At 67.2% G+C, this 21,162-nt stretch carries 18 protein-coding genes and 2 tRNA genes; 13 read left to right on the forward strand and 7 right to left on the reverse strand.

The window, feature by feature from the left end:
• Positions 1–17 precede the first annotated feature (17 nt).
• The 3 genes from KHZ24_00005 to KHZ24_00015 all read left to right on the forward strand — a co-directional run bounded on the left by KHZ24_00005 (position 18) and on the right by KHZ24_00015 (position 1,324).
• A tRNA-Gly gene (locus KHZ24_00005) sits at positions 18–93 on the forward strand.
• A 45-nt stretch (positions 94–138) separates the two neighbouring features.
• Positions 139–212: transfer RNA gene (locus KHZ24_00010), tRNA-Cys, on the forward strand.
• 191 nt (positions 213–403) lie between these two features.
• On the forward strand, positions 404–1,324 hold the full coding sequence (locus KHZ24_00015) for a TerC family protein (protein MBS5449588.1): 921 nt from the start codon (positions 404–406) through the stop codon (positions 1,322–1,324).
• 288 nt (positions 1,325–1,612) lie between these two features.
• On the opposite strand, the gene KHZ24_00020 is transcribed toward KHZ24_00015, so the two are convergent.
• Positions 1,613–2,533, reverse strand: a complete 921-nt coding sequence (locus KHZ24_00020) for an NAD(+)/NADH kinase (protein ID MBS5449589.1) — start codon at positions 2,531–2,533, stop codon at positions 1,613–1,615.
• A 68-nt stretch (positions 2,534–2,601) separates the two neighbouring features.
• Here KHZ24_00020 and rnd point away from each other — a divergent pair, with 68 nt between their 5' ends.
• From rnd to KHZ24_00050, 6 genes are all read left to right on the forward strand, one after another.
• On the forward strand, positions 2,602–3,753 hold the full coding sequence (rnd, locus tag KHZ24_00025) for a ribonuclease D (protein ID MBS5449590.1): 1,152 nt from the start codon (positions 2,602–2,604) through the stop codon (positions 3,751–3,753).
• 235 nt (positions 3,754–3,988) lie between these two features.
• Entirely contained in the window at positions 3,989–4,669 is a 681-nt protein-coding gene (locus tag KHZ24_00030; GenBank protein MBS5449591.1) for a zinc metallopeptidase, read from the forward strand.
• A gap of 78 nt (positions 4,670–4,747) precedes the next feature.
• A complete protein-coding gene (gene xseA / locus KHZ24_00035) occupies positions 4,748–6,172 on the forward strand; it encodes an exodeoxyribonuclease VII large subunit (GenBank protein MBS5449592.1) in 1,425 nt (474 codons plus the stop codon).
• 78 nt (positions 6,173–6,250) lie between these two features.
• Positions 6,251–6,505 carry an exodeoxyribonuclease VII small subunit gene (xseB, locus tag KHZ24_00040; GenBank protein MBS5449593.1) on the forward strand — a complete coding sequence of 85 codons (255 nt, stop codon included), beginning with the start codon at positions 6,251–6,253 and terminating at the stop codon, positions 6,503–6,505.
• Between the two features lie 65 nt (positions 6,506–6,570).
• Entirely contained in the window at positions 6,571–6,915 is a 345-nt protein-coding gene (locus KHZ24_00045; GenBank protein ID MBS5449594.1) for a histidine triad nucleotide-binding protein, read from the forward strand.
• Between the two features lie 221 nt (positions 6,916–7,136).
• Positions 7,137–8,327: an acetate kinase gene (locus KHZ24_00050; GenBank protein ID MBS5449595.1), complete on the forward strand. Its 1,191-nt coding sequence runs from the start codon at positions 7,137–7,139 to the stop codon at positions 8,325–8,327.
• Between the two features lie 217 nt (positions 8,328–8,544).
• Here the strand turns inward: KHZ24_00050 and pta are convergent, their stop codons facing one another.
• On the reverse strand, positions 8,545–9,534 hold the full coding sequence (gene pta, locus KHZ24_00055; GenBank protein ID MBS5449596.1) for a phosphate acetyltransferase: 990 nt from the start codon (positions 9,532–9,534) through the stop codon (positions 8,545–8,547).
• Positions 9,535–9,789: 255 nt separating this feature from the next.
• Between pta and glf the strand changes: the two genes are divergently transcribed.
• Positions 9,790–10,986, forward strand: a complete 1,197-nt coding sequence (gene glf / locus KHZ24_00060; GenBank protein ID MBS5449597.1) for a UDP-galactopyranose mutase — start codon at positions 9,790–9,792, stop codon at positions 10,984–10,986.
• 16 nt (positions 10,987–11,002) lie between these two features.
• Complete coding sequence (locus tag KHZ24_00065) at positions 11,003–12,103, forward strand: glycosyltransferase family 2 protein (GenBank protein MBS5449598.1); 1,101 nt, start codon at positions 11,003–11,005, stop codon at positions 12,101–12,103.
• Positions 12,104–12,208: 105 nt separating this feature from the next.
• Here KHZ24_00065 and maf read toward each other — a convergent pair whose 3' ends face one another.
• The 5 genes from maf to KHZ24_00090 all read right to left on the reverse strand — a co-directional run bounded on the left by maf (position 12,209) and on the right by KHZ24_00090 (position 18,580).
• Positions 12,209–12,802, reverse strand: coding sequence for a septum formation inhibitor Maf (maf, locus tag KHZ24_00070; protein MBS5449599.1), 594 nt, complete (start codon positions 12,800–12,802; stop codon positions 12,209–12,211).
• Between the two features lie 44 nt (positions 12,803–12,846).
• Positions 12,847–13,428: a DJ-1/PfpI family protein gene (locus tag KHZ24_00075; protein ID MBS5449600.1), complete on the reverse strand. Its 582-nt coding sequence runs from the start codon at positions 13,426–13,428 to the stop codon at positions 12,847–12,849.
• 126 nt (positions 13,429–13,554) lie between these two features.
• Positions 13,555–14,877: a 23S rRNA (uracil(1939)-C(5))-methyltransferase RlmD gene (rlmD, locus tag KHZ24_00080; GenBank protein ID MBS5449601.1), complete on the reverse strand. Its 1,323-nt coding sequence runs from the start codon at positions 14,875–14,877 to the stop codon at positions 13,555–13,557.
• A 52-nt stretch (positions 14,878–14,929) separates the two neighbouring features.
• Positions 14,930–17,560 carry a polyphosphate kinase 1 gene (ppk1, locus tag KHZ24_00085; protein MBS5449602.1) on the reverse strand — a complete coding sequence of 877 codons (2,631 nt, stop codon included), beginning with the start codon at positions 17,558–17,560 and terminating at the stop codon, positions 14,930–14,932.
• Between the two features lie 81 nt (positions 17,561–17,641).
• Positions 17,642–18,580, reverse strand: coding sequence for a hypothetical protein (locus KHZ24_00090; GenBank protein MBS5449603.1), 939 nt, complete (start codon positions 18,578–18,580; stop codon positions 17,642–17,644).
• 468 nt (positions 18,581–19,048) lie between these two features.
• Between KHZ24_00090 and KHZ24_00095 the strand changes: the two genes are divergently transcribed.
• Complete coding sequence (locus KHZ24_00095) at positions 19,049–20,623, forward strand: FAD-binding protein (GenBank protein ID MBS5449604.1); 1,575 nt, start codon at positions 19,049–19,051, stop codon at positions 20,621–20,623.
• Positions 20,624–20,762: 139 nt separating this feature from the next.
• Positions 20,763–21,134 (forward strand): cytidine deaminase, encoded by a 372-nt coding sequence (locus tag KHZ24_00100; protein ID MBS5449605.1) that lies wholly within the window; start codon positions 20,763–20,765, stop codon positions 21,132–21,134.
• The last annotated feature ends 28 nt before the right edge of the window (positions 21,135–21,162 follow it).

The raw sequence follows: 21,162 nt of genomic DNA on the forward strand, positions 1-21,162 counted from the left end.
ATAGTATCTCCTCGCACGCGGACATGGCTCAGTTGGTAGAGCACAACCTTGCCAAGGTTGGGGTCGCGGGTTCGAGTCCCGTTGTCCGCTCCATGCTTACTCAGGGGCCGGTGAAAACCGGCCCTCTTTTTCAAGCGTGGCGACGTCGCCAAGTGGTAAGGCAGAGGCCTGCAAAGCCTTTACCCCCGGTTCGAATCCGGGCGTCGCCTCCAGATTATGACAGAGCCTCCTGCCGTTGGCGGGAGGCTCTTTTCGTTATGCAACCTTGTTCGAGTCCACTCTCCACGTGCTTGAGATACGGTAAAATTGCTCCTCGCTTTGCCGCCGAGCTGCATGAAGGACTCTCGCGCAGGGGATACGATATCCATGCGCGGTTTCTGCGGGGCTTGGCGTGGGGCTGCGCATGTCCGTAGGTATCCACCGCAATCGAATGGAGACACCACCGTTGTTCGCAGAGCTTGCCGTTGCGTTCTCGTCGCCCGAGGCGATCATCCAGCTGTTGATGCTCGTGTTCCTCGAGATCATCCTCGGCATCGACAACATCGTGTTCATTTCGATCACCTCTGACCGCCTGCCTGTCAAGCAGCAGCACATAGGTCGTCGCCTCGGCCTCGCCGCTGCCATGGTCACGCGTATCTGCCTGCTGTTCACGCTGGGCTGGATCATGCACCTCACGAAGCCGCTGTTCCAGGTAGGCCCCGTCGAGGTCACGGGCAAGGGCATCATCCTGCTTGTCGGTGGTATCTACCTTATCTACAAGGGTGTCACGGAGATCCGCGAGATGCTTGCTCTCACGGAGGAGCGCGAGCGTCACGGCCATCCCGACCACAAGCCCAAGCCCCCGCTGGGTCTTGCCCAGGCCGTCGCCACGATCGCTGCGATGGACGTCGTGTTCTCGCTTGACTCCGTCATCACGGCTGTCGGCATGGTCGACCACGTCATCATCGCTGCCATCGCCATCGTCATCGCCATCATCTTCATGATGGCCTGCGCCGACATCGTGTCCGACTTCATCAACAAGAACCCGCAGATCAAGCTGCTGGCTCTGTTCTTCATCCTCACGATTGGCCTGCTGCTCGTCGTCGAGTTCTTCGGCTTCGAGGAGGTCGCGGGCATGGAGATCAAGTGGTTCGTGTACATCGCCATGTTCTTCTCGCTCATGGTCACGCTGCTGCAGATGCGCTACCAGCACAACCTTGACGCCATGCATGCCGAGATCGCCGAGCACAAGGAGGCTCTGGCTTCCGGCGACGCAGACGCCCACGCCAAGGAGGCCGAGCGCCTGGCCGCCCTCAAGGAGGCCGAGGAGCTGCGCAACAAGTAACCCGCTTCGAAGAAGCAGGATGTGGGGGCGTCGCCCAGGAGAGCGGCGCCCCCGTTTTGTTTTCTGGCTGTAGGACGCGGGGTGTCCGGCCGGCCTATCCGTTGGGTATGGCTGCGCATGCTGGGATGCTGCGAGTAGTTGCACTATACGGACGGCGCCCCGAACCTGTAGGTGAGGTTCGGGGCGCCGTTTTTATCAAGGCGGGTGCGAAGGCGGCGCATCCCACGGCAGGGAAAACACACCTCATGTGGAGCGAGCACTGTGGAGTGCGATATGAATGCGGGCTGCCTATCGGTCGGCACGCTTGCCAAGCGGGGAGAGCGCGTCGACGAATGTCGTGAGGCCGCCGGGCAGGGCGCGAACGGTGAACGGCGTCGTTGCGCCCTCGATGACCTCACCGTCGAACTGCATGGGCAGGGGAGGGTCGCAGCTGATCGTCGCCTGGCGCACCCGGTGGATCTCGACGGCGTCTTCGGCGACGCCCTGGCCGAGAACGGCGCCGAGCATGACGGGCAGGAGCTGCACGGGGCGGTTTGCCTTGACGATGACGAGGTCGATGAGGCCGTCCTGGGGGTTGGAGCCGGGGATGATCTCGATGCCGGGGTTGATGGCGCCCCAGACGCCTGCCAGCACGCAGATGCCGTCGGCCTCCGCCGGCTTTCCGTCGAGCTCCATCGTGAGGTGCGAGCAGGGGGAGTTTGCGCTGCCCAGCGCGGCGAGATAGTAGCTGAACTGCCCAAACGTCTGCTTGAGCGGCTGGGACCCGCGCATGATGTCCGCGTCAAAGCCTGCACCCGCCATCGTGAGGAAGCCGCACGACCGGTCGGTGCCCTGGGCGTCTCGATAGCTGAGCTCTCCCATGTCGAGTTGGACGCGCGTGCCCGAGCGTAGCGTCTGTGCCAGGGCCGCCGGCTCGCATGCGTTGCCGATGTTGTTGGCAAGCAGGTTGGCCGTGCCGGAGGGGAGCACGAGAACGGGCACTCCGGTGTCGCGCACGGCGTAGGCGACGCGCGCGACGGTGCCGTCTCCGCCCGAGGCGACGACGGCGTCAAACGACGCGGCATCGGAGGCGAGCTGCTGAGTGTCGACGCCCTCGGACGTCGTGCGCACGACGAACTCGTCGGAAGGGCCCAGCGCGCTGCGCATGAACGAGAAGACGTCCTCGCCGTGGTGACCCGAGGCCGGGTTATGGATGATGAGCGTCCTCATGTCTTGCCTTCCACTTGGCGCGTGCACAAACGTATGATTAGGCCGACTTCTATTGTACCCGCCCCGAGATGTTTGCCAGGAGTTATCAGGTGCTCATTACCACTGACGACCAGCTGGAAGCCTTCGTCGAGCGCGCGCTGCGCTCCGAGGTGCTCGCCATCGACACGGAGTTCATGCGCGAGAAGACGTACAGTCCCCGCCTGTGCCTGCTGCAGATGGGTACGGACGACGAGCAGGTCGCCGTCGACCCGTTCTGCGTCCGCAGCGTCGAGCCACTGCGAGTGCTGTTCAGCGACCCCTCGATCACGAAGGTGCTCCACGCCTGCTCGCAGGACATGGAGGTCATCCTCCAGTACTGCGGCGTGCTGCCGCGCCCGCTGTTCGACACGCAGATCGCGGCCGGCTTTCTCGGCGACCAGCACCAGATCGGTTACGGGCCGCTCGTCGAGGAGTACACGGGCGTCTCGCTGCCCAAGACGGAGTCGCTGACGGACTGGACGCGCCGCCCGCTCGACGCCGCCCAGCTCGAGTACGCCCTGGACGACGTACGCTATCTGCCGCGCATCTGGCGCGAGATGCGCGAGCGCCTCGAGCGCAACGGCCGGCTCTCGTGGCTCGAGCCGGAGTTCGCCCACGCGAGCGACCCGGCCACGTACCGCCACGACCCGCGCGAGGCATTCCGTCGCGTGAAGCACGTCGGCTCTCTGTCGCGCCGCCAGCTTGCCGTGGCCCGCGAGGTCGCCGCCTGGCGCGACGAGCGCGCCCGCGAGCTCGACCGGCCTCGCCGCTGGGTGCTCGCCGACGAGATACTCGTCGAGGTGTCGCGGCGCACGCCTACGTCGACGGGCCAGCTCGCGCGCATCCGCGGCATGGACGGCGTCGCGTCGGGCGACCAGGCGCGCATCCTCGCCGCCGTGCGCCGCGGCCTGGACTGCCCTCCCGACGCTTGCCCCGAGGTCGAGCATCGCGTTCGCCCCTCCGCAGACCAGGAGAGCGTCTGTGACCTCATGTACGCGCTGACTCGCATGGTGGCAGAGCGGGAGCGCATGTCCTCCTCGCTGCTTGCGTCGCGCGATGATCTCGTGCGCTACCTGCTCGACCGACAGAGCTCGCCCGTCGCGCACGGGTGGCGCGCCGACCTGCTCGGCGGCCAGCTCGACGACCTGCTCGAGGGACGCCTCGGCCTTACGGTCAAGGGCGGGCGCGTCGAGCTTCTGTAGGCAGGGCTGCCCTGGGTGCCCGGTGAGGGCCAGGCTCGCTGCTGTGGTCTGACCTGGGCATCCATCGCACGTTCACACATTTTGCGTACAGGTGTTCGATATTCTGAAGCTGGGTATAAGAGCGTAAACGAGTCGCCCGCGTGCGGGGCCGGGCGCGCTATCCAAGGGGACGCGCGCTTACGGCTCACATCGGGCACGTAACGGAGGACAGATGGAAACGTACCTGCTCGGATCGATGGGTGGCTTCAGCATCTCGTATATCGGGCTCATCGTCGTGTCGCTCGTGCTTGGCCTGGGCACGCAGTTCTACATCAGGCACACGTACAACAAGTGGTCGAAGGTCGGTGTCTCGTCGGGCAAGACGGGCGCCCAGGTTGCTCGCCGCATGCTCGACGGCGAGGGGCTGGGCAACGTGCCCATCCGCCCCAACGGCGGAGACGACTTGTCCGACTACTACGACCCGCGCAGCAACGCCCTCTACCTCTCGGGCTCCAGCGAGCACGGCAACTCAGTCGCGAGCATGGCCGTCGCGTGCCACGAGGCGGGTCACGCCGTGCAGCACGCGCATAACTACATGCCGGCGCGCGTGCGTGGTGCCATCGTGCCGCTCGTGAACATCGGCTCGCAGGCGTGGATGCTCGTGCTGCTTGCGGGTATGGTCATGAACTTCTCGGGCCTCATCACGCTCGGCATCGTGCTGTTCGCGTTCGTCGTCGTGTTCCAGCTCGTGACGCTGCCCGTCGAGTTCGACGCCTCGCGTCGCGCGCTTGTCTACATCAACGAGTCCGGCGTCACGAACGAGGAGGCCCGCGGCGCCCGCCAGATGCTGACGGCAGCCGCCCTGACGTACGTCGCCGCCGCCCTGACGTCCATCCTGCAGCTGCTCTACCTGCTGCAGCAGAACCGCGACGAGTAAGCGGATCCCGCAATGGCCTGGAACCTGACTGGTACCGCACGCGACGCCCGCGCCTCCCACAGAGGCGCGGGCGCCCACATGTCCGGGGGAGCGTTGGCAGCCGGCAGCCTGTTTGATGACGAGGCGCTTTCGGGCGACGCGGGTGAAGACGCCTCCGAGGAGGGCGGCGCGCGCTCCCGGGCGCTCACGGTGAGCGAGGCCATGGCGTGCGCGAAGGGCGCGCTCGAGGAGCACGTGCTCGTCGTGGAGGGCGAGGTCTCGGAGTTCAACGACAAACCGGGCTACAAGGCTGCTTACTTCACCGTCGCCGACGCGTCATGCCCCATGGCGTGCATGATGTGGCGCAGCGCGTACGTCAAGAGCGGCGTGTCGCTGCGCGTGGGCCAGCGCGTGCGCGTCACGGGGCGCTTCACCGTGTACGCTCCGAAGGGGCGCATGCAGTTTTCCGTGCTGCGCCTCGCTCTCGCTGGCGAGGGCGAGCTGCGCGAGCGAGTTGCCCGCCTTGCGCGCAGACTCGAGGCCGAGGGGCTCATGGACCCGGCCTACAAGCGGCCCATCCCGTCGTTTTGCCAGCGCGTCGCCGTCGTGACGTCGCCGCGCGGCAAGGTCGTGCACGACGTCATCCGCACGCTGCGCCGGCGTAACCCCCTCGTCGAGCTGCTCGTGTGCGGCGTGGCCGTCGAGGGCGCTGACGCCCCGGAGCGGATCCGCGAGGGCCTGGCCGTCGCTGCGGAGGCGCGCCCCGACGTCATCCTGCTCGTGCGTGGCGGCGGCTCGTACGAGGACCTCATGCCGTTCAACGACGAGTCCGTGGCTCGCGCCGTCGCGGAGAGCCCGGTGCCCGTCGTGACCGGCATCGGCCACGAGCCCGACACGACGATCTGCGACATGGTTGCCGACCTGCGACGCTCGACGCCCACGGCGGCGGCCGAGTCCGTCGCGCCCACATGTGGCGAGCTGTCTGCCGTACTTGACGCCCAGGCGGGGCGTCTGGCGGGCGCGCTCGGGGCCGAGCTCGACCGGCGACGTCGCGCGCTTGACGCCCTGGCTTCGCGCCCGGCGCTCGCGCGTCCCGTCGCAGCGATCGTCACGCCACTAGCGCGCGACCTCGACCTCGCGCACGACCGCCTCATGCGCGCCATTCCCGACGCGCTCGTGTCTCGCCGCACGGGCCTCGACGCGGCCGGCGACCGCCTCGTGCGTGTCGGCGCCGGCCTCGTTCGCCCGCACCACGCCAGCGTGGCTCTCGCGTCCCAGCGCCTGTCCGCCGCCGGCACCGCGCTGCTGTCTGAGCCGCGACGCATGCTCGCCGTGCAGGCGGGCCGGCTCGACGCGCTGTCGCCGCTGGCCGTCATCGCGCGCGGCTATGCGATGGCAACGGACGGGGCGGGCCATGTCGTGAGCTCCGTCGAGGCCGTTGCGCCGGGCGACCGTCTTGACGTGCGCGTGTCCGACGGCACGCTTGCGTGTCGCGTCGAGTCCTCCTCTGCCGCTTCGACCTAACCCCTGCGCGCCACCTGCCTGCTTTTCGGCAGGTCGACTGCAGCGCCTCGCCAACCGCGTCTTGCTAAGGAGAGTCCCATGCCCAAGAAGGCTTCCGCCCCAACCCCCGCCGACCTGACGTACCAGCAGGCGAGCGCCGAGCTCGAGACAATCATCCGCTCGCTGGAGTCCAATCAGCTTGAGCTCGAGGAGAGCCTCGACCAGTACCAGCGCGGCGTCGAGCTGCTTGCCGAGCTACGCACGCGCCTCGCTACGGCGGAGCAGCGCGTCGAGGCTCTCATGGGTGAAATCGAGCCTGAGGATGACGAGACGCGCGACACAACGCTGAGCTAGACTGGCGTCGTTCGTCACGGGCCAGCGCAGCGGCCCGCCCTGTCCCGTCCCGCAAAGGAGAACCCATGTCCGACTGCATCTTCTGCAAGATCGCCCAGCACGAGATCCCGAGCTCTGTCGTGTACGAGAACGACGACTTCATCGCGTTCAACGACCTGAACCCGCAGGCTCCGACGCACGTGCTCGTCGTGCCCAAGAAGCACTATGCCAACGTGGCCGACAACGTGCCGGCAGAGGTCCTTGGCGGCCTGCTCCAGGCTGCCGTCGAGGTTGCGCACGTCACGGGTGTCGACAAGGAGGGCTTCCGCCTCATCATGAACACGGGCGAGCACGCCGGCCAGACGGTCATGCACCTGCACTGCCACGTGCTCGGCGGCACGAAGATGGGCGAGGGGCTGCTCGCGGAGTAGCCGTCTGCGGCGCTTGCGTGCGCGTTTTGGGCAGACTGCCCTCTCGGGGTTTCCCAGCGGCCATCCGTCGAGCCGCACGGGCGGATGGCTTGCCTGCTCGCCTACAATCAAACGCACGGATTTGGGGCGCGTCGGTTCTCCGGCGCGCCCGGCATCTCTGGGGGCATGGCGCAAGAGGCAACTGTCCCTGCTCCTGTTGACGGCCCGCTCGGAGGACGCCGATGAATGTACTGGTTGTGAACGCAGGCAGCTCGTCGCTCAAGTACCAGCTGCTCAACGTCGAGACGCGCGCTGTCATCGCCAAGGGCGCGTGCGAACGCATCGGCGTCGGCGACTCCACGTTTCTCGCCGAGCGCGACGGCCGTGAGACGAACCTGTCGTTGCCCATCCCCAACCACCGCACGGCCATATCGCTCGTACTCGGCACGCTGCTCTCTGACGAGGAGGACGAGCCGGGCGCCGGGCACGTCATCGACGCCATCGGCCATCGTATCGTGCACGGCGGCGCCTACTTCGACGACTCGTGCGTCGTCACCGACGACGTGCTCGCCAAGATCGAGGAGATCGCCCCCATGGCGCCGCTGCACAACTACGCCGCGGCCTCCGTCATCGAGTCGTGCCGCGAGGTGCTCCCCAGCGTCCCGAACGTCGTCTCGTTCGACACGTCGTTCCATGCGACGATTCCTGAGGTCGCATACCGCTATGCGCTGCCCGACGACCTCTGCGAGCGGTTCAGCCTGCGTAAGTACGGGTTTCACGGCATATCGCACCGCTACGTTGCCTTGCAGGTTGACGAGCTCACGGGGGGAGAGGCCCACCGCGTCATCAGCTGCCACCTCGGCAACGGAAGCTCGCTGTGCGCCATCCGCGACGGGCGAGCCGTTGACACGACGATGGGGTTCACGCCGCTCGACGGCCTCATGATGGGGACGCGCTGCGGCTCAATCGACCCGGCCGCCGTGACGTACGTGCTCGAGAACTCCGAGCTCTCGCCGCACGACATGGACACGATCATGAACAAGCGTTCCGGCCTCCTCGCCGTGAGTGGCACGACAAACGACATCCGCGACCTTCTCGACGCCGCCGACGCGGGTGACGAGCGCGCCCGTCTCGCGCTCGACATGTTCGTCTACCACACGTGCCGCTACGTCGGTGCCATGTGGGCCGTGCTCGGCGGCGCCGACACGCTCGTGTTCACGGCGGGCGCGGGCCAGAACTCGCCGGACATCCGCCGCATGGTCGTGGAGCGCCTCGCGCCAAGCATGGGACTCGTGCTCGACGAGCAGGCAAACGGGCAGCGCCACAAGGAGCCGTGGCTCATCTCCGCTCCCGACTCCAAGCTGCGCATGTATGTCGTCCCTGCCGGCGAGGAGATGATGATCGCCCTCGACGTCAAGCGCCTGCTGTCGTAGGGATCCTTCGCGGCGGCCCAGAATCGGGCTCGTGCATGCCTCACGGCGCCTGCCTGTCGCCTCTTTCGGAACTGACCTGCGGGTTTGTCATCGCGACCGCGCTGCAGCCGTCGCGTTCCCATACACGCCTGGCACTCTCGTCCAAAAAGGCGGCCTCGCCGTGCAAGGTGCACTGCGGGCCGCCTCGTGTTCCGGTGTCTTCGCGCGCCGCGCCCTCCTAGACGCGTGTCTCCTTTATGTGGCGGGCCTGCAGGGCGGAAAGCGCCACCATTCCGACGATGTCCTGCGCCGAGCAGCCGCGCGATAGGTCGTTCACGGGCGCGGCCAGGCCCTGAAGCACGGGTCCGATTGCCTCTGCCAGGCCGAGGCGCTGGGCAATCTTGTAGCCGATGTTGCCGGCGTCGAGGTTGGGGAACACGAGCACGTTGGCGCGCCCCGCCACGGGCGAGCCCGGCGCCTTGCTCGCGGCGACGCTCGGCACGACGGCGGCGTCGAACTGCAGCTCGCCGTCGAGGGCGAGCTCGGGTGCCTTCTCGTGGGCGATGCGCACGGCCTCGCGCACGAGCTGTGTGTGCTCGTCGTCGGCACTGCCTAGGGAGGAGTACGACAGCATGGCGACGCGTGGCTCGCTGCCCATGAGCGAGCGCCAGCTGCGCGCCGTCTGGATGGCGATCGTGGCAAGCCCCTCGGCATCGGGATACGTGTTGAGGCCGCAGTCCGCGAAGAAGAACGTGCCGTTGTCGCCGAACGGACAGTTGGGCACCGTGATCTCGAAGAACGACGACACCATCGGCTCGCCGGTCGCGCACTTGATGATCTGCAGCGCCGGCCGCAGCACGTCGCCCGTCGGGTGGCACGCCCCCGACGTCATGGCGTCGGCGTCGCCCATCTTGACCATCATGACGCCGTAGTACAGCTCGTCGTCGAGCAGGGCGTAGGCTCCCTCGAGCGTCAGTCCCTTCTTCTCGCGCAGCTTGGCGAGGGCCTGGGCGTAGCGGTCGCGCTCGGCGCTCGTGCGGTGGTCGACGACGGTGACGCCGGGGATGGACAGGTCGCGGTCGTCGGAGAGCACGATGACGTCGGCGATGCCGCGCTCGGCGCAGATGCGGGCTGCCTCGATCGTGCGCTCGTCGTGGCCCTCGGGCAGCACGACGCGCTGCCTGTTGGCTTGGGCAGCCGTGATGACGGAGTCGAGGAACTGGCTCATCGGATAGCCTCCTTGGGGATGTCGTACGTGGGGATGGGGCGTCGCGCGCCCGGCACGACTTCTGCACAAACGCCCGGCTTTGCGCGGACGTCCGGCGATCGTCTCGGGCGATTGTAGGGGCCCGTGCTACACTTCAGCCCTGAGAGCGGGTGCCAACCTGCCGAGACGCTTTGTTTTGCGGGGCGGACGGCCCCAGGGCGCGCCGGTGCTGATTTTGCCCCCGACGCGCGCCGCCAATCAAAGGAGTTGCTCTTCATGTCGATTTCTCACGGACTTCCGTCCGACTTCAACGCGCACCGCTATGACATGATCGTCGTGGGCGCCGGCTATGCGGGCTCCGTCGTCGCACGCAGCCTCGCTGAGCGCAGCGGGATGCGCGTCGCCGTGCTCGAGCGTCGCGACCACGTTGCGGGCAACGCCTACGACTGCCTGGACGAGGCCGGCGTGCTCATCCACCTGTACGGACCGCACATCTTCCACACGTACGACGAGCGCGTCTACGACTTCCTATCGCGCTTCACGGACTTCGTTGACTACCAGCATCGCGTGCTGGCAAACGTCCACGGGACGCTCATGCCCGTGCCGTTCAACCACACGTCGCTTAAGCTCGCGTTCGGCGACGACCGCGGCGAGCAGCTCTATCGCAAGCTCGTCCAGACGTTCGGCGAGAACCGCAAAGTGCCCATCCTCGAGCTTCGCGCCCAGAACGACCCCGAGCTTGACGAGGTCGCCGACTACGTCTACGAGAACATCTTCCTGCACTACACGCTCAAGCAGTGGGGCCAGACGCCCGACCAGGTTGATCCTGCCGTCACGGGCCGCGTGCCCGTGCTCGTGGGCGACGACGACCGCTACTTCCAGTCGCCGTTTCAGGGCATGCCTGACGAGGGCTACACGAAGCTGTTCGACGCCATGCTCAACCACGACCTCATCGATGTCTTCCTCGACGTCGATGCGCGCGACATCCTGTGCGTCCAGGACGGCGAGCTGCTCGTGTGCGACAAGACGTATGGCGGCGAGGTCATCTACACCGGCCCGCTCGACGAGCTGTTCGGGCTCGATCTGGGCGCGCTGCCCTACCGCTCGCTCGACCTGCGCTTCGAGACGCTGCCGCAGGACCAGTTCCAGCCGGCTGCCACCGTCAACTACACGACGAGCGAGGACTTCACGCGCATCACGGAGTTCAAGCTCATGACGGGCCAGGTCGTGCCCGGCGCCACGACCATCCTGCGCGAGTACTCGCGCGCCTATGTGCCCGGCAGCGGCATGACGCCGTACTACGCCATCCTCAACGACGAGAACCGCGCACTCTACCAGCGCTACCTTGACCGCGTGAGCGGCATCGCCAACTTCCACGCCGTCGGCCGCCTGGCCGAGTACCGTTACTACGACATGGACGCCGTCGTGGCGAGCGCGCTCAACCTGGCAGACGCCATCGCGGCGACGCGCTAGGGCGGGGGAGAGGGCGATGGCCGAGGCCGGACGTCAAACGCAGGCTACTGAGGCGGTTGGGACGCAGGCTCCCGAGGGCGCTGACACGCTGCTCGTGAGCTTTGCGATACCGTGCTACAACTCAGCCGCCTACATGGACCACTGCATCGAGTCCATCATGTCTGGCTGTGATGGCGCCGACGACTACGAGATCATCGTCGTTGACGACGGCTCCCAGAAGGACGATACGCCCGCCAAGGCAGACGAGTGGGCGGAGCGCCATCCCGGCGTCGTGCGCGCCGTGCACCAGGAGAACGGTGGCCACGGAGCCGCCGTTCTCACGGGCCTTGCTCACGCGCGCGGCCGCTACTACAAGGTCGTCGACTCCGACGACTGGCTCGACGCCGGTGCTCTGCGCGCCCTGCTCGCCGACATGCGACGCCTCGAGGCGACGGGGACGGTCGTCGACCTGTTCATCGCGAACTACGTGTACGAGCACGTGGCCGACAACACGGCGACGCCTATCCACTACCGCTCGGCCATGCCCGTGGGTCGCCCGTTCACGTGGGACGAGATGGGCCACTTCCGCATCGACCAGAACCTACTCATGCACGCGCTCATGTACCGTACGGCGGTGCTGCGCGAGGGGGGTGTCCCCCTGCCGCGCCACACGTTCTACGTCGACAACATCTACGCGTACGTGCCGCTGCCGCGCTGCAAGACGCTGTACTACGCCGACGTCGACCTCTACCGCTACTACATCGGCCGCGACGACCAGAGCGTCAACGAGTCGGTCATGATCGGCCGCTACGAGCAGCAGCTGCGCATCACGCGCATCATGGTCGACGCCTACCACCTCTATGACGACGTGCCCAGCAAGCCACTGCGCGACTACATGCTCGGCTACTTCACGATGATGATGACGATCTCGAGCCTGTTCTCGCGCATGTCGAAGGACCCCGACTCCGACGACAACCTTGCGAAGCTCTGGGCGCACCTGCGCGACTTCGACGGGCGCATGTACCGCAAGGCGCGCTACGGCGTGCTGGGCATCTTTACGAACCTGCCGGGCAAGGTGGGCGCTAGGATCATGGCGGCCCTCTACCACGTGGCGCGCAAGGTTGTGAAGTTCAACTAGAGTGGCTAGGATCTCTCCCCACGAAAGAAGCCGCCCGTCGGAAGACTCCAGTCTCCGGCGGGCGGCTTTTGTGTGCGAGGGCTGCTTTTGTGCCCTGCGGCGTCCTTATGCGAGCGGCGTCGTGGGGAAGCCGGCGAGGCCCTGCTGGCGCAGCTCGCGCACGAGGCGGGCGATGGGCAGGCCGACGACGGTGTAGTAGTCGCCCTTGATGCTGCGCACGAGGTGACGGCCCAGGCCCTGGATGCCGTAGGCGCCCGCCTTGTCCATGGGCTCGCCCGTAGCGATGTAGGCGTCGATCTCGGCGGGGGAGAGGTCGTAGAAGCGCACGCGCGTGCGCTCGGTGAAACCGATGATGGCCTCGCCGTCGCGCACGACGCACACGGCGCTCATGACCTCGTGCGTGCGGTTCGAGAGGCTGAACAGCATGTCGCGGGCGTCCGCCTCGTCACGGGGCTTGCCCAGGACGTTCTCGTCCACGACGACGATCGTGTCGGCACCGATGACGGGCTCGCCCTTCTTCGCGGCGCTCTCGGCGACAGAGAACGCCTTGCGGCGAGCGAGTTGCATGACGAGGGCCTCGGGCGTGTGTGGCTCGCTGCGCAGCTGGGATTCGTCGTAGTCAGACGGCACGACGCGAAAGTCGATGCCCGCCTCGCTCAGCAGCTGGAAGCGGCGCGGCGAAGAGGAAGCGAGGATCATGGAGGGGCGTCCTTTCTCGGAGGGTCGGGCAGTTGCTGGCGAGATTATAGAGCGGCTGCCTCGTCGGGCGCGGTCTCGTCAGGAGAGAAGCCGATGGAGAGCCATAGCTTGCGCGCCGCGGCCTCGCCCGCCAGCTTGCTCACGATGCCCAGCGCGAACACCAGCATGTTCGCCATGTTGCGCGACGTGATGAGGTTGCCGTCCGCGACGACGCCCGCGTCGCTGAACGTCGCCGTGCCCCGTGAGGTGTCGCTACCGGTGTAGGCGGCCACGAGGCGCCCCTCGAGCAGGCCAAGCGCGTCGAGAACCGACGATCCGGCATCGCTCGAGGCGACGGTGCCGTGTTCGACGAACTGCTGGAGCAGGTCGGCCACGCGCGCGTCGGACGCAAGCCGGCGAGCTGCGGGAAGGCCTCCCGGCAGCACGATACAGTCGACGTCATCGAAGCTGCAGCTCTCGAGGCTCTCGTCAGCTGCCACCTGCACCTGCTGGGCGCTGATGACCTGGCGCGTGCCCATGACGGACACGGTGCGTGTGCGTATGCCGGCGCGGCGCAGCACGTCGACGACCGTCAGCGCCTCCGATGTCTCGAACCCGTCGGCAAGCAGTACGGCTACATTGGGCATGTGGCAATCTCCTTCCTGGCTCCTGCGCTCACTGATACCCCATTGGAGCTGGGCTGATGCAGGAAGGGGGCCACAAAATTAGTCCTGGCGCGCCCACTGTGCGGACGGTGCCGGCAGGCACGGCCTCTACGCGCGTTGCAGGATCGTGACGGTCTCGACGTGGAACGTCTGCGGGAACAGGTCGACGGGCGTGACGCTTGCGGGGACGAGCCTTCCGTCAGCGGCGAACAGCGCCAGGTCGCGGGCGAGCGTGGCGGGGTCGCACGACACGTAGGCGACGGCGCGCGCAGGGGAGTCGGCCAGAGCCTGCACGACGTCGGGGGCCAGGCCGGCGCGCGGGGGGTCGACTACGACGACGTCTGCCTCCTCGAGCACGTCGAGCTGTCGTGCGGCGTCGTCTCCGATGGTCTCCACGACGTCGTCGAGCTTGTGGTCGCGTACGTTTCGGGCAAGGTCGCGCACGGCGGGGCCGTAGCTCTCGATGCCGACGACGGCGTCGCAGCTGCGAGCGAGGGGCAGTGTGAACGTGCCGGCGCCGCAGTACAGGTCGACGGCGATCTCGCCCTCGGCCGGCTCGAGCCCCGCGAGCACGAGGTCGACGAGCTTCTCGGCACCGGCGGTGTTCACCTGGAAGAACGAGGGGGCGCTCAGCGACATCGTCGCGTCGGCGATGCGCTCCTGCCACACACCTCGGCCCGAGAGGCGCTCGACCCGCGATACCTTGCGCGCAGCGCCGCCCTCCTTGACGAGGACGCGCACGACAGACGTCGGTTTGGCAGCGTCATCGAGGACCTTGGCGACCTCGTTGCGCGGGAAGGCGGCTGGGTCGGTCCACAGTGCGACCTCGACCTGGCGGGTGCGCTCCGAGACACGGATGCCGACGCGCTCCATGCCGAGCTCACGGGAGCTCCCCATGTAACGTAGAGCGCCGGCGACGGAGCGAGGGAGCTTCTGGTGGGCTTTGGGCAGCAGCAGACAGCGGTCGACGGCCACGAGCGGTGCCCCGTCGGCGCGGGCGTGCATGCCCAGCGAAAGGCCGCGCGGGCCCTGGGCGATGGCGAGCTCGATCTTGTTGCGATAGCCCCACGGGTCGCTCGGCGAGACGATCGGTGCGACGAGGGCGTCGGCCGCCTCCGTGCCCATGCGCCCGATGCGGGCAAGCGCGTCCACGACGTTCTTGCGCTTGGCGCGGGCCTGCGCCGGGTAGGACAGCGCCGCCCACGGGCAGCCGCCGCACACGGACGCGTAGGGGCAGGCGGGGGCCACGCGGTCGGGGGAGGGCTCGAGCACCCGCTCGACGACGGCCTTCGAGAACGAAGACCCGTCGGAGGTGAGACGCGCCTCGACGACGTCACCAGGGACGCCGCCCTCCACGAACACGGCTTTGCCTGCCTCGTCGTGGCTGACGGCGTCGAATCCGTAGGCCATGCTTTCTATCGTGAGCTTCATGCGCGCAACCCCGCCTCACCCTATCGGGGCCGCGCGACGCCGCCCCGACGCTCTACTTGACGTTACCTCCGAATAGTACCCGAAAACCGGCCTTGATCAGTGCCCAGCCCGTGGAGGCGCGGCCCTTCTGGCGAATCATGAGCTCGAGCGAGGGCTTCTCGTCGCGCAGGGCCGCTTGCTCGGCGCGCTCATCCTCGATGATCGTCGTCGCGACGACTTCCTCGACAGAGGCAGGTACCTTGGCGGGCTGAGGCGTGCTCGAGGATGCCGCGGCGCTTACCTGAGCCTTGACCTCAGACTGAGACTCAGTAATGCGCACCGTGGTCTCGCGCGTTTCGACCGTGCTTTGCCCGCTGGCGATAGTGGACGTGGAAGCAGGCACAGTCTCACCATCTGAGCTGGTAGATGGTGTAACAGGCTCAACACTCATGTTTTGGTTAACCGTTGTGGTCTGCGTGGCAGCCGGCTCCTGCTCGCACGCGGCGCTCTCCGACATGCGCACGGCGTTGGCGTCCGACCCGTCGGGGATGGGACGGTAGCTGGCAGCGTGCGCGCGCTCGGCGAGCGTGCGCTCCTTGGCGGCCGTCTCGTCGATGGCGCGGCGCATGAAGTACTCCTGTGCGTTCATGGGGACGGCGCCGGCGGCCTCGCTGATGCGCCGGAAGTCGCCCGACGGCGTGAGCTCGCGGGCCTTCACCGTGTCGGCCCACTGGACGCGCATGTCCTCCTGCACCTGGTCGCGGATGATGGGGTCGAGCAGGGGGTAGGCGATCTCGACGCGGTGCTCTGTGTTGCGCGTCATCATGTCGGCGCTCGACAGGTAGATCGTGTCGTGCTCTTCGCCGAAGATGTAGACGCGGGCGTGCTCGAGCATACGGCCGACGATGGCGCGCACGTGCACGTTCTCCGTCTTGCCGGGGACGCCGGGCAGCAGGCAGCTGATGCCGCGGATGATCATGTTCACCTCGACGCCCGCGCAGCTCGCCTCGGAGATCTTGTCGATGACCTCGCGGTCGGTCAGGGAGTTCATCTTGAAGAACACGTAGGCGCGCTCGCCGGCGCGTGCCTTGGCGATCTCGCGGTTGAGGCCGCGCATGATGAGCGGCTTGAGGCCGACGGGCGCCACGCCGAGCGTGCGGTACTCGCCCTGCAGGTTGCCGATCTGCATGTTGCGGAAGAACTTGTTGGCGTCCTCGCCGATGCGCGGGTCGGCCGTCATAAGCGAGTAGTCTGAGTACAGCCCCGCCGTCTTCTCGTTGTAGTTGCCGGTGCCCAGCTGCGTGATGCGCACTACTTCGCCGCCGCTGCGCCGCGTGATCTGGCAGATCTTCGAGTGCACCTTGAAGCCCTCGGCGCCGTAGAGCACCGTGCAGCCGGCGTCCTCGAGGCGCTCGGCCCACTCGATGTTGTTCTCCTCGTCAAAGCGGGCGCGCAGCTCCATGAGCACCGTGACGTCGATGCCGTTCTCGGCGGCCGCGATGAGCGACTCGCACAGGCGCGACTTGCGGGCGACGCGGTAGAGCGTGATCTTGATCTGCATGACCTCCGGGTCGTGGGCCGACTCGTGCAGCAGGCGCAGGAACGGCTCCATGGACTCGTAGGGGTAGAACAGCATGATGTCGTGGTCGCGGATCTGGCGATACATGGGTACGTCGGGCTCGACGCGGGCGGAGGGCTGCGGCGAGAACGGCGGGTAGCACAGGTCCTCTGCTATCGTGCGGCTCACGAGGCCCTCGAGCGAGAATGCGAACGCACCCATGCCCAGCGGCGTCGTCACGGAGAACACCTGGCGGTCCGTCAGCTCGAGGGACTTGCGCATGCTCTTGACGAGGCCCTTGTCGAAGCTGCCCTGAACCTCGAGGCGCACGGGGTTGAGGCGCAGGCGGCGCTTGAGGATCTTCTTCACGTGGTCGCGATAGTCGTCCTCGACGTCGAACGAGCCCTCGTCAGGGTCGATGTCGGCGTTGCGCGTCACGCGGATGACGGCGCGCTCCGACGTGTGGAACTCGCCGAACAGCTCGGGAGCGCAGGCGAGGATGACGTCCTCGAGCAGCGTGTAGCGCACGGCGTGGGCGCCCGGGGGTGTCAGCACGAGGTAGCGCGGCAGCGTCGGCGGGACCTCGATGAGGCCGAGCAGACCCGCCTCCTCGGTGCTCGCGAGGTTGAACACGGCGTAGAGCGTGCCGCCGCGCAGGTTGGGGAAGGGGTGACGCGGGTCGATGACCTGCGGCGAGACGATGGGCAGCACGACGTCGTCGAAGTAGTTCTCCACGACGGTCATGTCGGCGTCGTTGTACTCCTGCCAGATGACGCGCGTCAGGCCCTTCTGGGCGAGCCGGGCCTCGATGTCCGCGACGGTGCGGCCATGCTTCTCGATGAGCGGCGGCAGCGACTTGTAGATGGAGGCGAGCTGCTCAGAGGGCGTCTGGTTCGACTTGTTGTCGATGGGCTGCTTCTTGAGCGCGGCGAGCTCCGAGAGGCTGCCGACGCGGATCATGAAGAACTCGTCGAGGTTGGACTCGAAGATGGCCGTCATCTTGAGGCGCTCGAGCAGAGGCACGCTGTCGTCGCGGCCCTCGTCGAGCACGCGGTTGTCGAATTGCAGCCACGAAAGCTCGCGGTTCTGCGTGTAAGAGAAGTCAAACCCGTCGGAGACGTGCGACGCCTGTCCCGATGTCGCCATGCCGGTCTTACCCTCAGCCTGTCCTGCCATGGTGAAGCTCCTCGTCTATCGTAGATCCCCCTGGGCGCTGCGCGCCGCGTGCTAGCCCCGCGCCGTCCCCTTTGCCTCCACGCCGAACACGTGCCTCAGCAGATAGCCCTCGCGTACGCCGAAGTCGTTGACCTCGAGCGTCGTGGCGCCGAACGACTCCATGACCGTCTGGACGACGAGCAGGCCCGGTATGCACGTGTGGGCACGCTCGGGCACGACCCGCAGGATATCGCGGGCCGCCTGGTGAGGGTCGTAAGCGACGCGTTCGAGTATCGTCTTGATTTCGTCAGCCGTGACGCCCGACTCGCCGGCGTGCCCGGGCAGCCAGACGTTGCGCAGCCGGCGCGCGCCGCGCACGCTGCCGCCGACGCCCGAGGCCGTGTCGCACGAGAAGCCGCGGAACTCCTTGACGCCGGCGAGGTCCGTGCGGATGAGCTCGCGGACGCGGTCGGCCTCGGCGGGCGTGGGCAGCAGGTCGTGCACGCAGGCGTTGAACAGCGAGAGCGAGCCGTGCGGGAAGCTGGCTGCCTGGAGGATGCGGCCCTTCTGGAACGTGCTGACCTCGACGGAGCCGCCGCCGACGTCGATCTGCACGCCGGTCGTGAGGCGGCTCTTGTACATGGCGCCGACGTAGCCAAGCTCCGCCTCCTCGCGCCCCGAGATGAGGTCGATGTGCAGGTCGCACGCCTTCTCGACGCGCGCGATGACGTCACGCGCGTTCTTGGCGTTGCGCACGCCCGCCGTCGCGAACGCGTAGGGGCCGTTGAGGTCCTTGAAGCGTGACGTACAGGCGAGATACTCCTGGATGACCTCCATGAGGCAGCGCTCGCCGGCCTGCGACATGAGGCCCGTCTTCTTGTCGATGTAGCTGACGAGGCCGGCCATGTTCTTGAGCTTGAAGAACGTCGAGAATGTGCGCTTCTCCTCGTCTACGTCGTAGATGGTGAGACGGATGGTGTTCGAGCCGATGTCGATGACTCCGTAGAGCATGGGTGCTCCCTTTCGGGTTTTGGTCGTGGGGCCCAGGGCCGCGCGCCTCTGTGTCGGCGTGACGTTCCTCTCCCATCATAGACGTGCATACCCCCGGAGACGCCCTTGATGACACATCCGGCCAAAATCGCGGGCGAGGGATGCGCGGGCGGCGCGTCCCAGCAGGGGGCACCCCTCTGGCGGCTGTGGTCCATTTTAGACGAGACGTGCTTAAAACCCCAGTTCAGAGGCGTACACCCGAAAGGTGTGGAGCCGCGCGACGCAGTGACACCCGCTCCGTGGGGAGCGCGGCGGCGCCCGCCCGGCCTAGAGTTCGAGTCAGTCGCAGCGAGCGGCTGAGCGACTGAAGGGACGTGCCCGTGCACACACGTCCCGCTCGCTCATATCTTCTGCTCGCAGCGCGGCAGGGGCACATCGACGCCTCGTGCCAACGACCGCTCGCATATACACTGAGAAAGGAACACGACCATGCAGTCCACCTCCACCATGTCCCGCCGCACGTTCGCCGCGACCGCTGCCCTCGCCGCCGCCGGCGTCAGCGCCTCCGTCATGAGCAGCAAGGCGTTCGCGGACGCTGCCTCGACCGTCATCCCCGAGAACTGGGACTACGAGGCCGACATCGTCGCCATCGGCGCGGGCGGCGCCGGCCTGGCGGGCGGCGTCGAGGCGCGCGCCCTGGGCCTGAGCTACATCATCGTCGAGTCCACGGGCATCGTGGGCGGCAACTCCGCCCTGTGCAACGGCGGTATGGCCCTGCCCGGCTCGCCGCTGCAGGCCGAGCTCGGCATCGAGGACTCGCCCGACCAGATGTTCGAGGACCTGTGCGCGTGGTTTGGCACGGACTACGACGAGGGCTACGTCCGCATGCTGTGCGACCTCAACGGCGGCGACCTCTACGACTGGCTGACGGGCCTGGGCATCGAGTTCGACAAGAGCGGCCTGCTCCAGTCCAACGGCCACAGCCGTCCCCGCGAGCACCACGTCGGCCCGTACGAGGTCATCCGCGTGCTCGACGAGAAGGCCCAGGCCGATGGTGTCGAGATTCACTTCGAGACGACGGCCACCCGCATCATCCGCAACCCCGAGACCGGCCGCGTCCTGGGCATCAAGGCCGTGGACGCCGACGGCAACGAGCTGTACTACAAGGCGAAGAAGGCCCTGCTGCTGTGCTCGGGCGGCTACGGCCGCAACACTGAGATGCTCGCCGAGTGGAACTTCGGCCCGGCGGCCCGCGAGATGACGGACTTCAACGGCTCCGTCGGCCAGATGGGCCAGGGTCTCATCATGGCCATGGCCATTGGCGCGCAGCCCCGCCACCTGTCGTACTGCGGCATGCTGACCGTGCTGAACCCCGACGGCGGCCACGCGGCCGAGTGCGCTATGTACCACCAGGGCGCCATCCTCGTGAACCTGCAGGGCCAGCGCTTTGTCAACGAGGCTCAGGGCTACACGAACGTGTGGAGCGAGCTGCTCCAGCAGCCCGAGAACATGTGCTTCCAGGTGTGGGACGACGCCATCGCCGCGCCGTGCGAGGAGAACGAAAGCGGCTACTACTCCATGGCCAAGATCCGCGAGAGCGGCTACCTGCTCGAGGCCGACACGCTCGACGAGCTGGCCGACCTCATGGGCTTTGACGCCGAGGCCAAGGAGGCGTTCCTCGCGTCCGTCGAGAAGTACAACGCCGACATCGACGCCGAGGGCAAGGACACGCTCTTCAACCGCGAGCACATCTCCGGCACCGGTGCCGCGCCCGTGAAGATCGAGACGGCCCCGTTCTACGGCTTCAAGACGACGAGCATCGTGAGCTCGACGTACGGCGGCCTCAAGCGCTGGAGCGGCGACATGCTGCAGGCAGAGGACGTCTTCGGCGACGTCATCGAGGGCCTGTACCTCGCTGGCAACATCTCTGACTTCTGCAACATGGGCATCGTGCCCGGCACGCGCCGCCCGATCAACGCGAGCGGCTGCAGCTTCGGCGGCGCGCTCTCCTTCGGCCGCAAGTGCGTCCAGGAGATGGCCAAGCTCGAGGACTGGGACGCGTAGGCTCTCGTCTATCATAGGGTCCGCAGTAGCTACGAGACGGACTGAGGTTAGGGGCACCCCGGTTGCGCTATGCGGCCGGGGTGCCCCCTTCGTTATTGGGACGCTGGAGGTGTTCGCCGTGGACGCGATATGGGACGAGATGTGCGCCGCTGCGCTGGCGGTGCAGGGCGACCGGGAGATTTCGGAGCAGATGAGCGCCGGGTGTGTCGCTGCGGCTGTCGAGATGGGCTCGGGGCGCATCTATACCGGTGTCTGCGTCGACACGGCGTGCTCGCTGGGCGCCTGTGCCGAGCGGGTGGCCCTGTTCAGCGCCATCACGAACGGGGAGAGCACCATCCACCGCGTCGTCGCGCTCGGGTCGCAGGGCGAGGCGCTCGCCCCCTGCGGCGCCTGCCGCGAGTTCATGGCGCAGATGATGCCGGGCTGCTCCGGCGACGTCGAGGTCCTCATGGACCGGGAGGCCGGCACAGTCGCCACGCTGCGCGACCTCACGCCGCAGTGGTGGGTGTAGCCTCTCGCGTTCTAGCTGCGAGATGCGC

The sequence above is a fragment of the Coriobacteriia bacterium genome (genome assembly GCA_018368455.1).
Classification (GTDB): Bacteria; Actinomycetota; Coriobacteriia; order Coriobacteriales; family UMGS124; genus JAGZEG01.

What these genes read in the sequence shown, in the direction of transcription:
- rlmD (MBS5449601.1), bottom strand. Translation starts at nt 14,877, where the DNA reads ATGAAGCTCACGATAGAAAGCATGGCCTACGGATTCGACGCCGTCAGC.
- KHZ24_00075 (MBS5449600.1), bottom strand. Translation starts at nt 13,428, where the DNA reads ATGCCCAATGTAGCCGTACTGCTTGCCGACGGGTTCGAGACATCGGAG.
- maf (MBS5449599.1), bottom strand. Translation starts at nt 12,802, where the DNA reads ATGATCCTCGCTTCCTCTTCGCCGCGCCGCTTCCAGCTGCTGAGCGAG.
- glf (MBS5449597.1), top strand. Translation starts at nt 9,790, where the DNA reads ATGTCGATTTCTCACGGACTTCCGTCCGACTTCAACGCGCACCGCTAT.
- KHZ24_00020 (MBS5449589.1), bottom strand. Translation starts at nt 2,533, where the DNA reads ATGAGGACGCTCATCATCCATAACCCGGCCTCGGGTCACCACGGCGAG.
- KHZ24_00030 (MBS5449591.1), top strand. Translation starts at nt 3,989, where the DNA reads ATGGGTGGCTTCAGCATCTCGTATATCGGGCTCATCGTCGTGTCGCTC.
- ppk1 (MBS5449602.1), bottom strand. Translation starts at nt 17,560, where the DNA reads ATGGCGACATCGGGACAGGCGTCGCACGTCTCCGACGGGTTTGACTTC.
- KHZ24_00050 (MBS5449595.1), top strand. Translation starts at nt 7,137, where the DNA reads ATGAATGTACTGGTTGTGAACGCAGGCAGCTCGTCGCTCAAGTACCAG.
- KHZ24_00090 (MBS5449603.1), bottom strand. Translation starts at nt 18,580, where the DNA reads ATGCTCTACGGAGTCATCGACATCGGCTCGAACACCATCCGTCTCACC.
- KHZ24_00100 (MBS5449605.1), top strand. Translation starts at nt 20,763, where the DNA reads ATGTGCGCCGCTGCGCTGGCGGTGCAGGGCGACCGGGAGATTTCGGAG.
- KHZ24_00065 (MBS5449598.1), top strand. Translation starts at nt 11,003, where the DNA reads ATGGCCGAGGCCGGACGTCAAACGCAGGCTACTGAGGCGGTTGGGACG.
- pta (MBS5449596.1), bottom strand. Translation starts at nt 9,534, where the DNA reads ATGAGCCAGTTCCTCGACTCCGTCATCACGGCTGCCCAAGCCAACAGG.
- rnd (MBS5449590.1), top strand. Translation starts at nt 2,602, where the DNA reads ATGTTTGCCAGGAGTTATCAGGTGCTCATTACCACTGACGACCAGCTG.
- xseB (MBS5449593.1), top strand. Translation starts at nt 6,251, where the DNA reads ATGCCCAAGAAGGCTTCCGCCCCAACCCCCGCCGACCTGACGTACCAG.
- KHZ24_00095 (MBS5449604.1), top strand. Translation starts at nt 19,049, where the DNA reads ATGCAGTCCACCTCCACCATGTCCCGCCGCACGTTCGCCGCGACCGCT.
- KHZ24_00015 (MBS5449588.1), top strand. Translation starts at nt 404, where the DNA reads ATGTCCGTAGGTATCCACCGCAATCGAATGGAGACACCACCGTTGTTC.
- KHZ24_00045 (MBS5449594.1), top strand. Translation starts at nt 6,571, where the DNA reads ATGTCCGACTGCATCTTCTGCAAGATCGCCCAGCACGAGATCCCGAGC.
- xseA (MBS5449592.1), top strand. Translation starts at nt 4,748, where the DNA reads ATGTCCGGGGGAGCGTTGGCAGCCGGCAGCCTGTTTGATGACGAGGCG.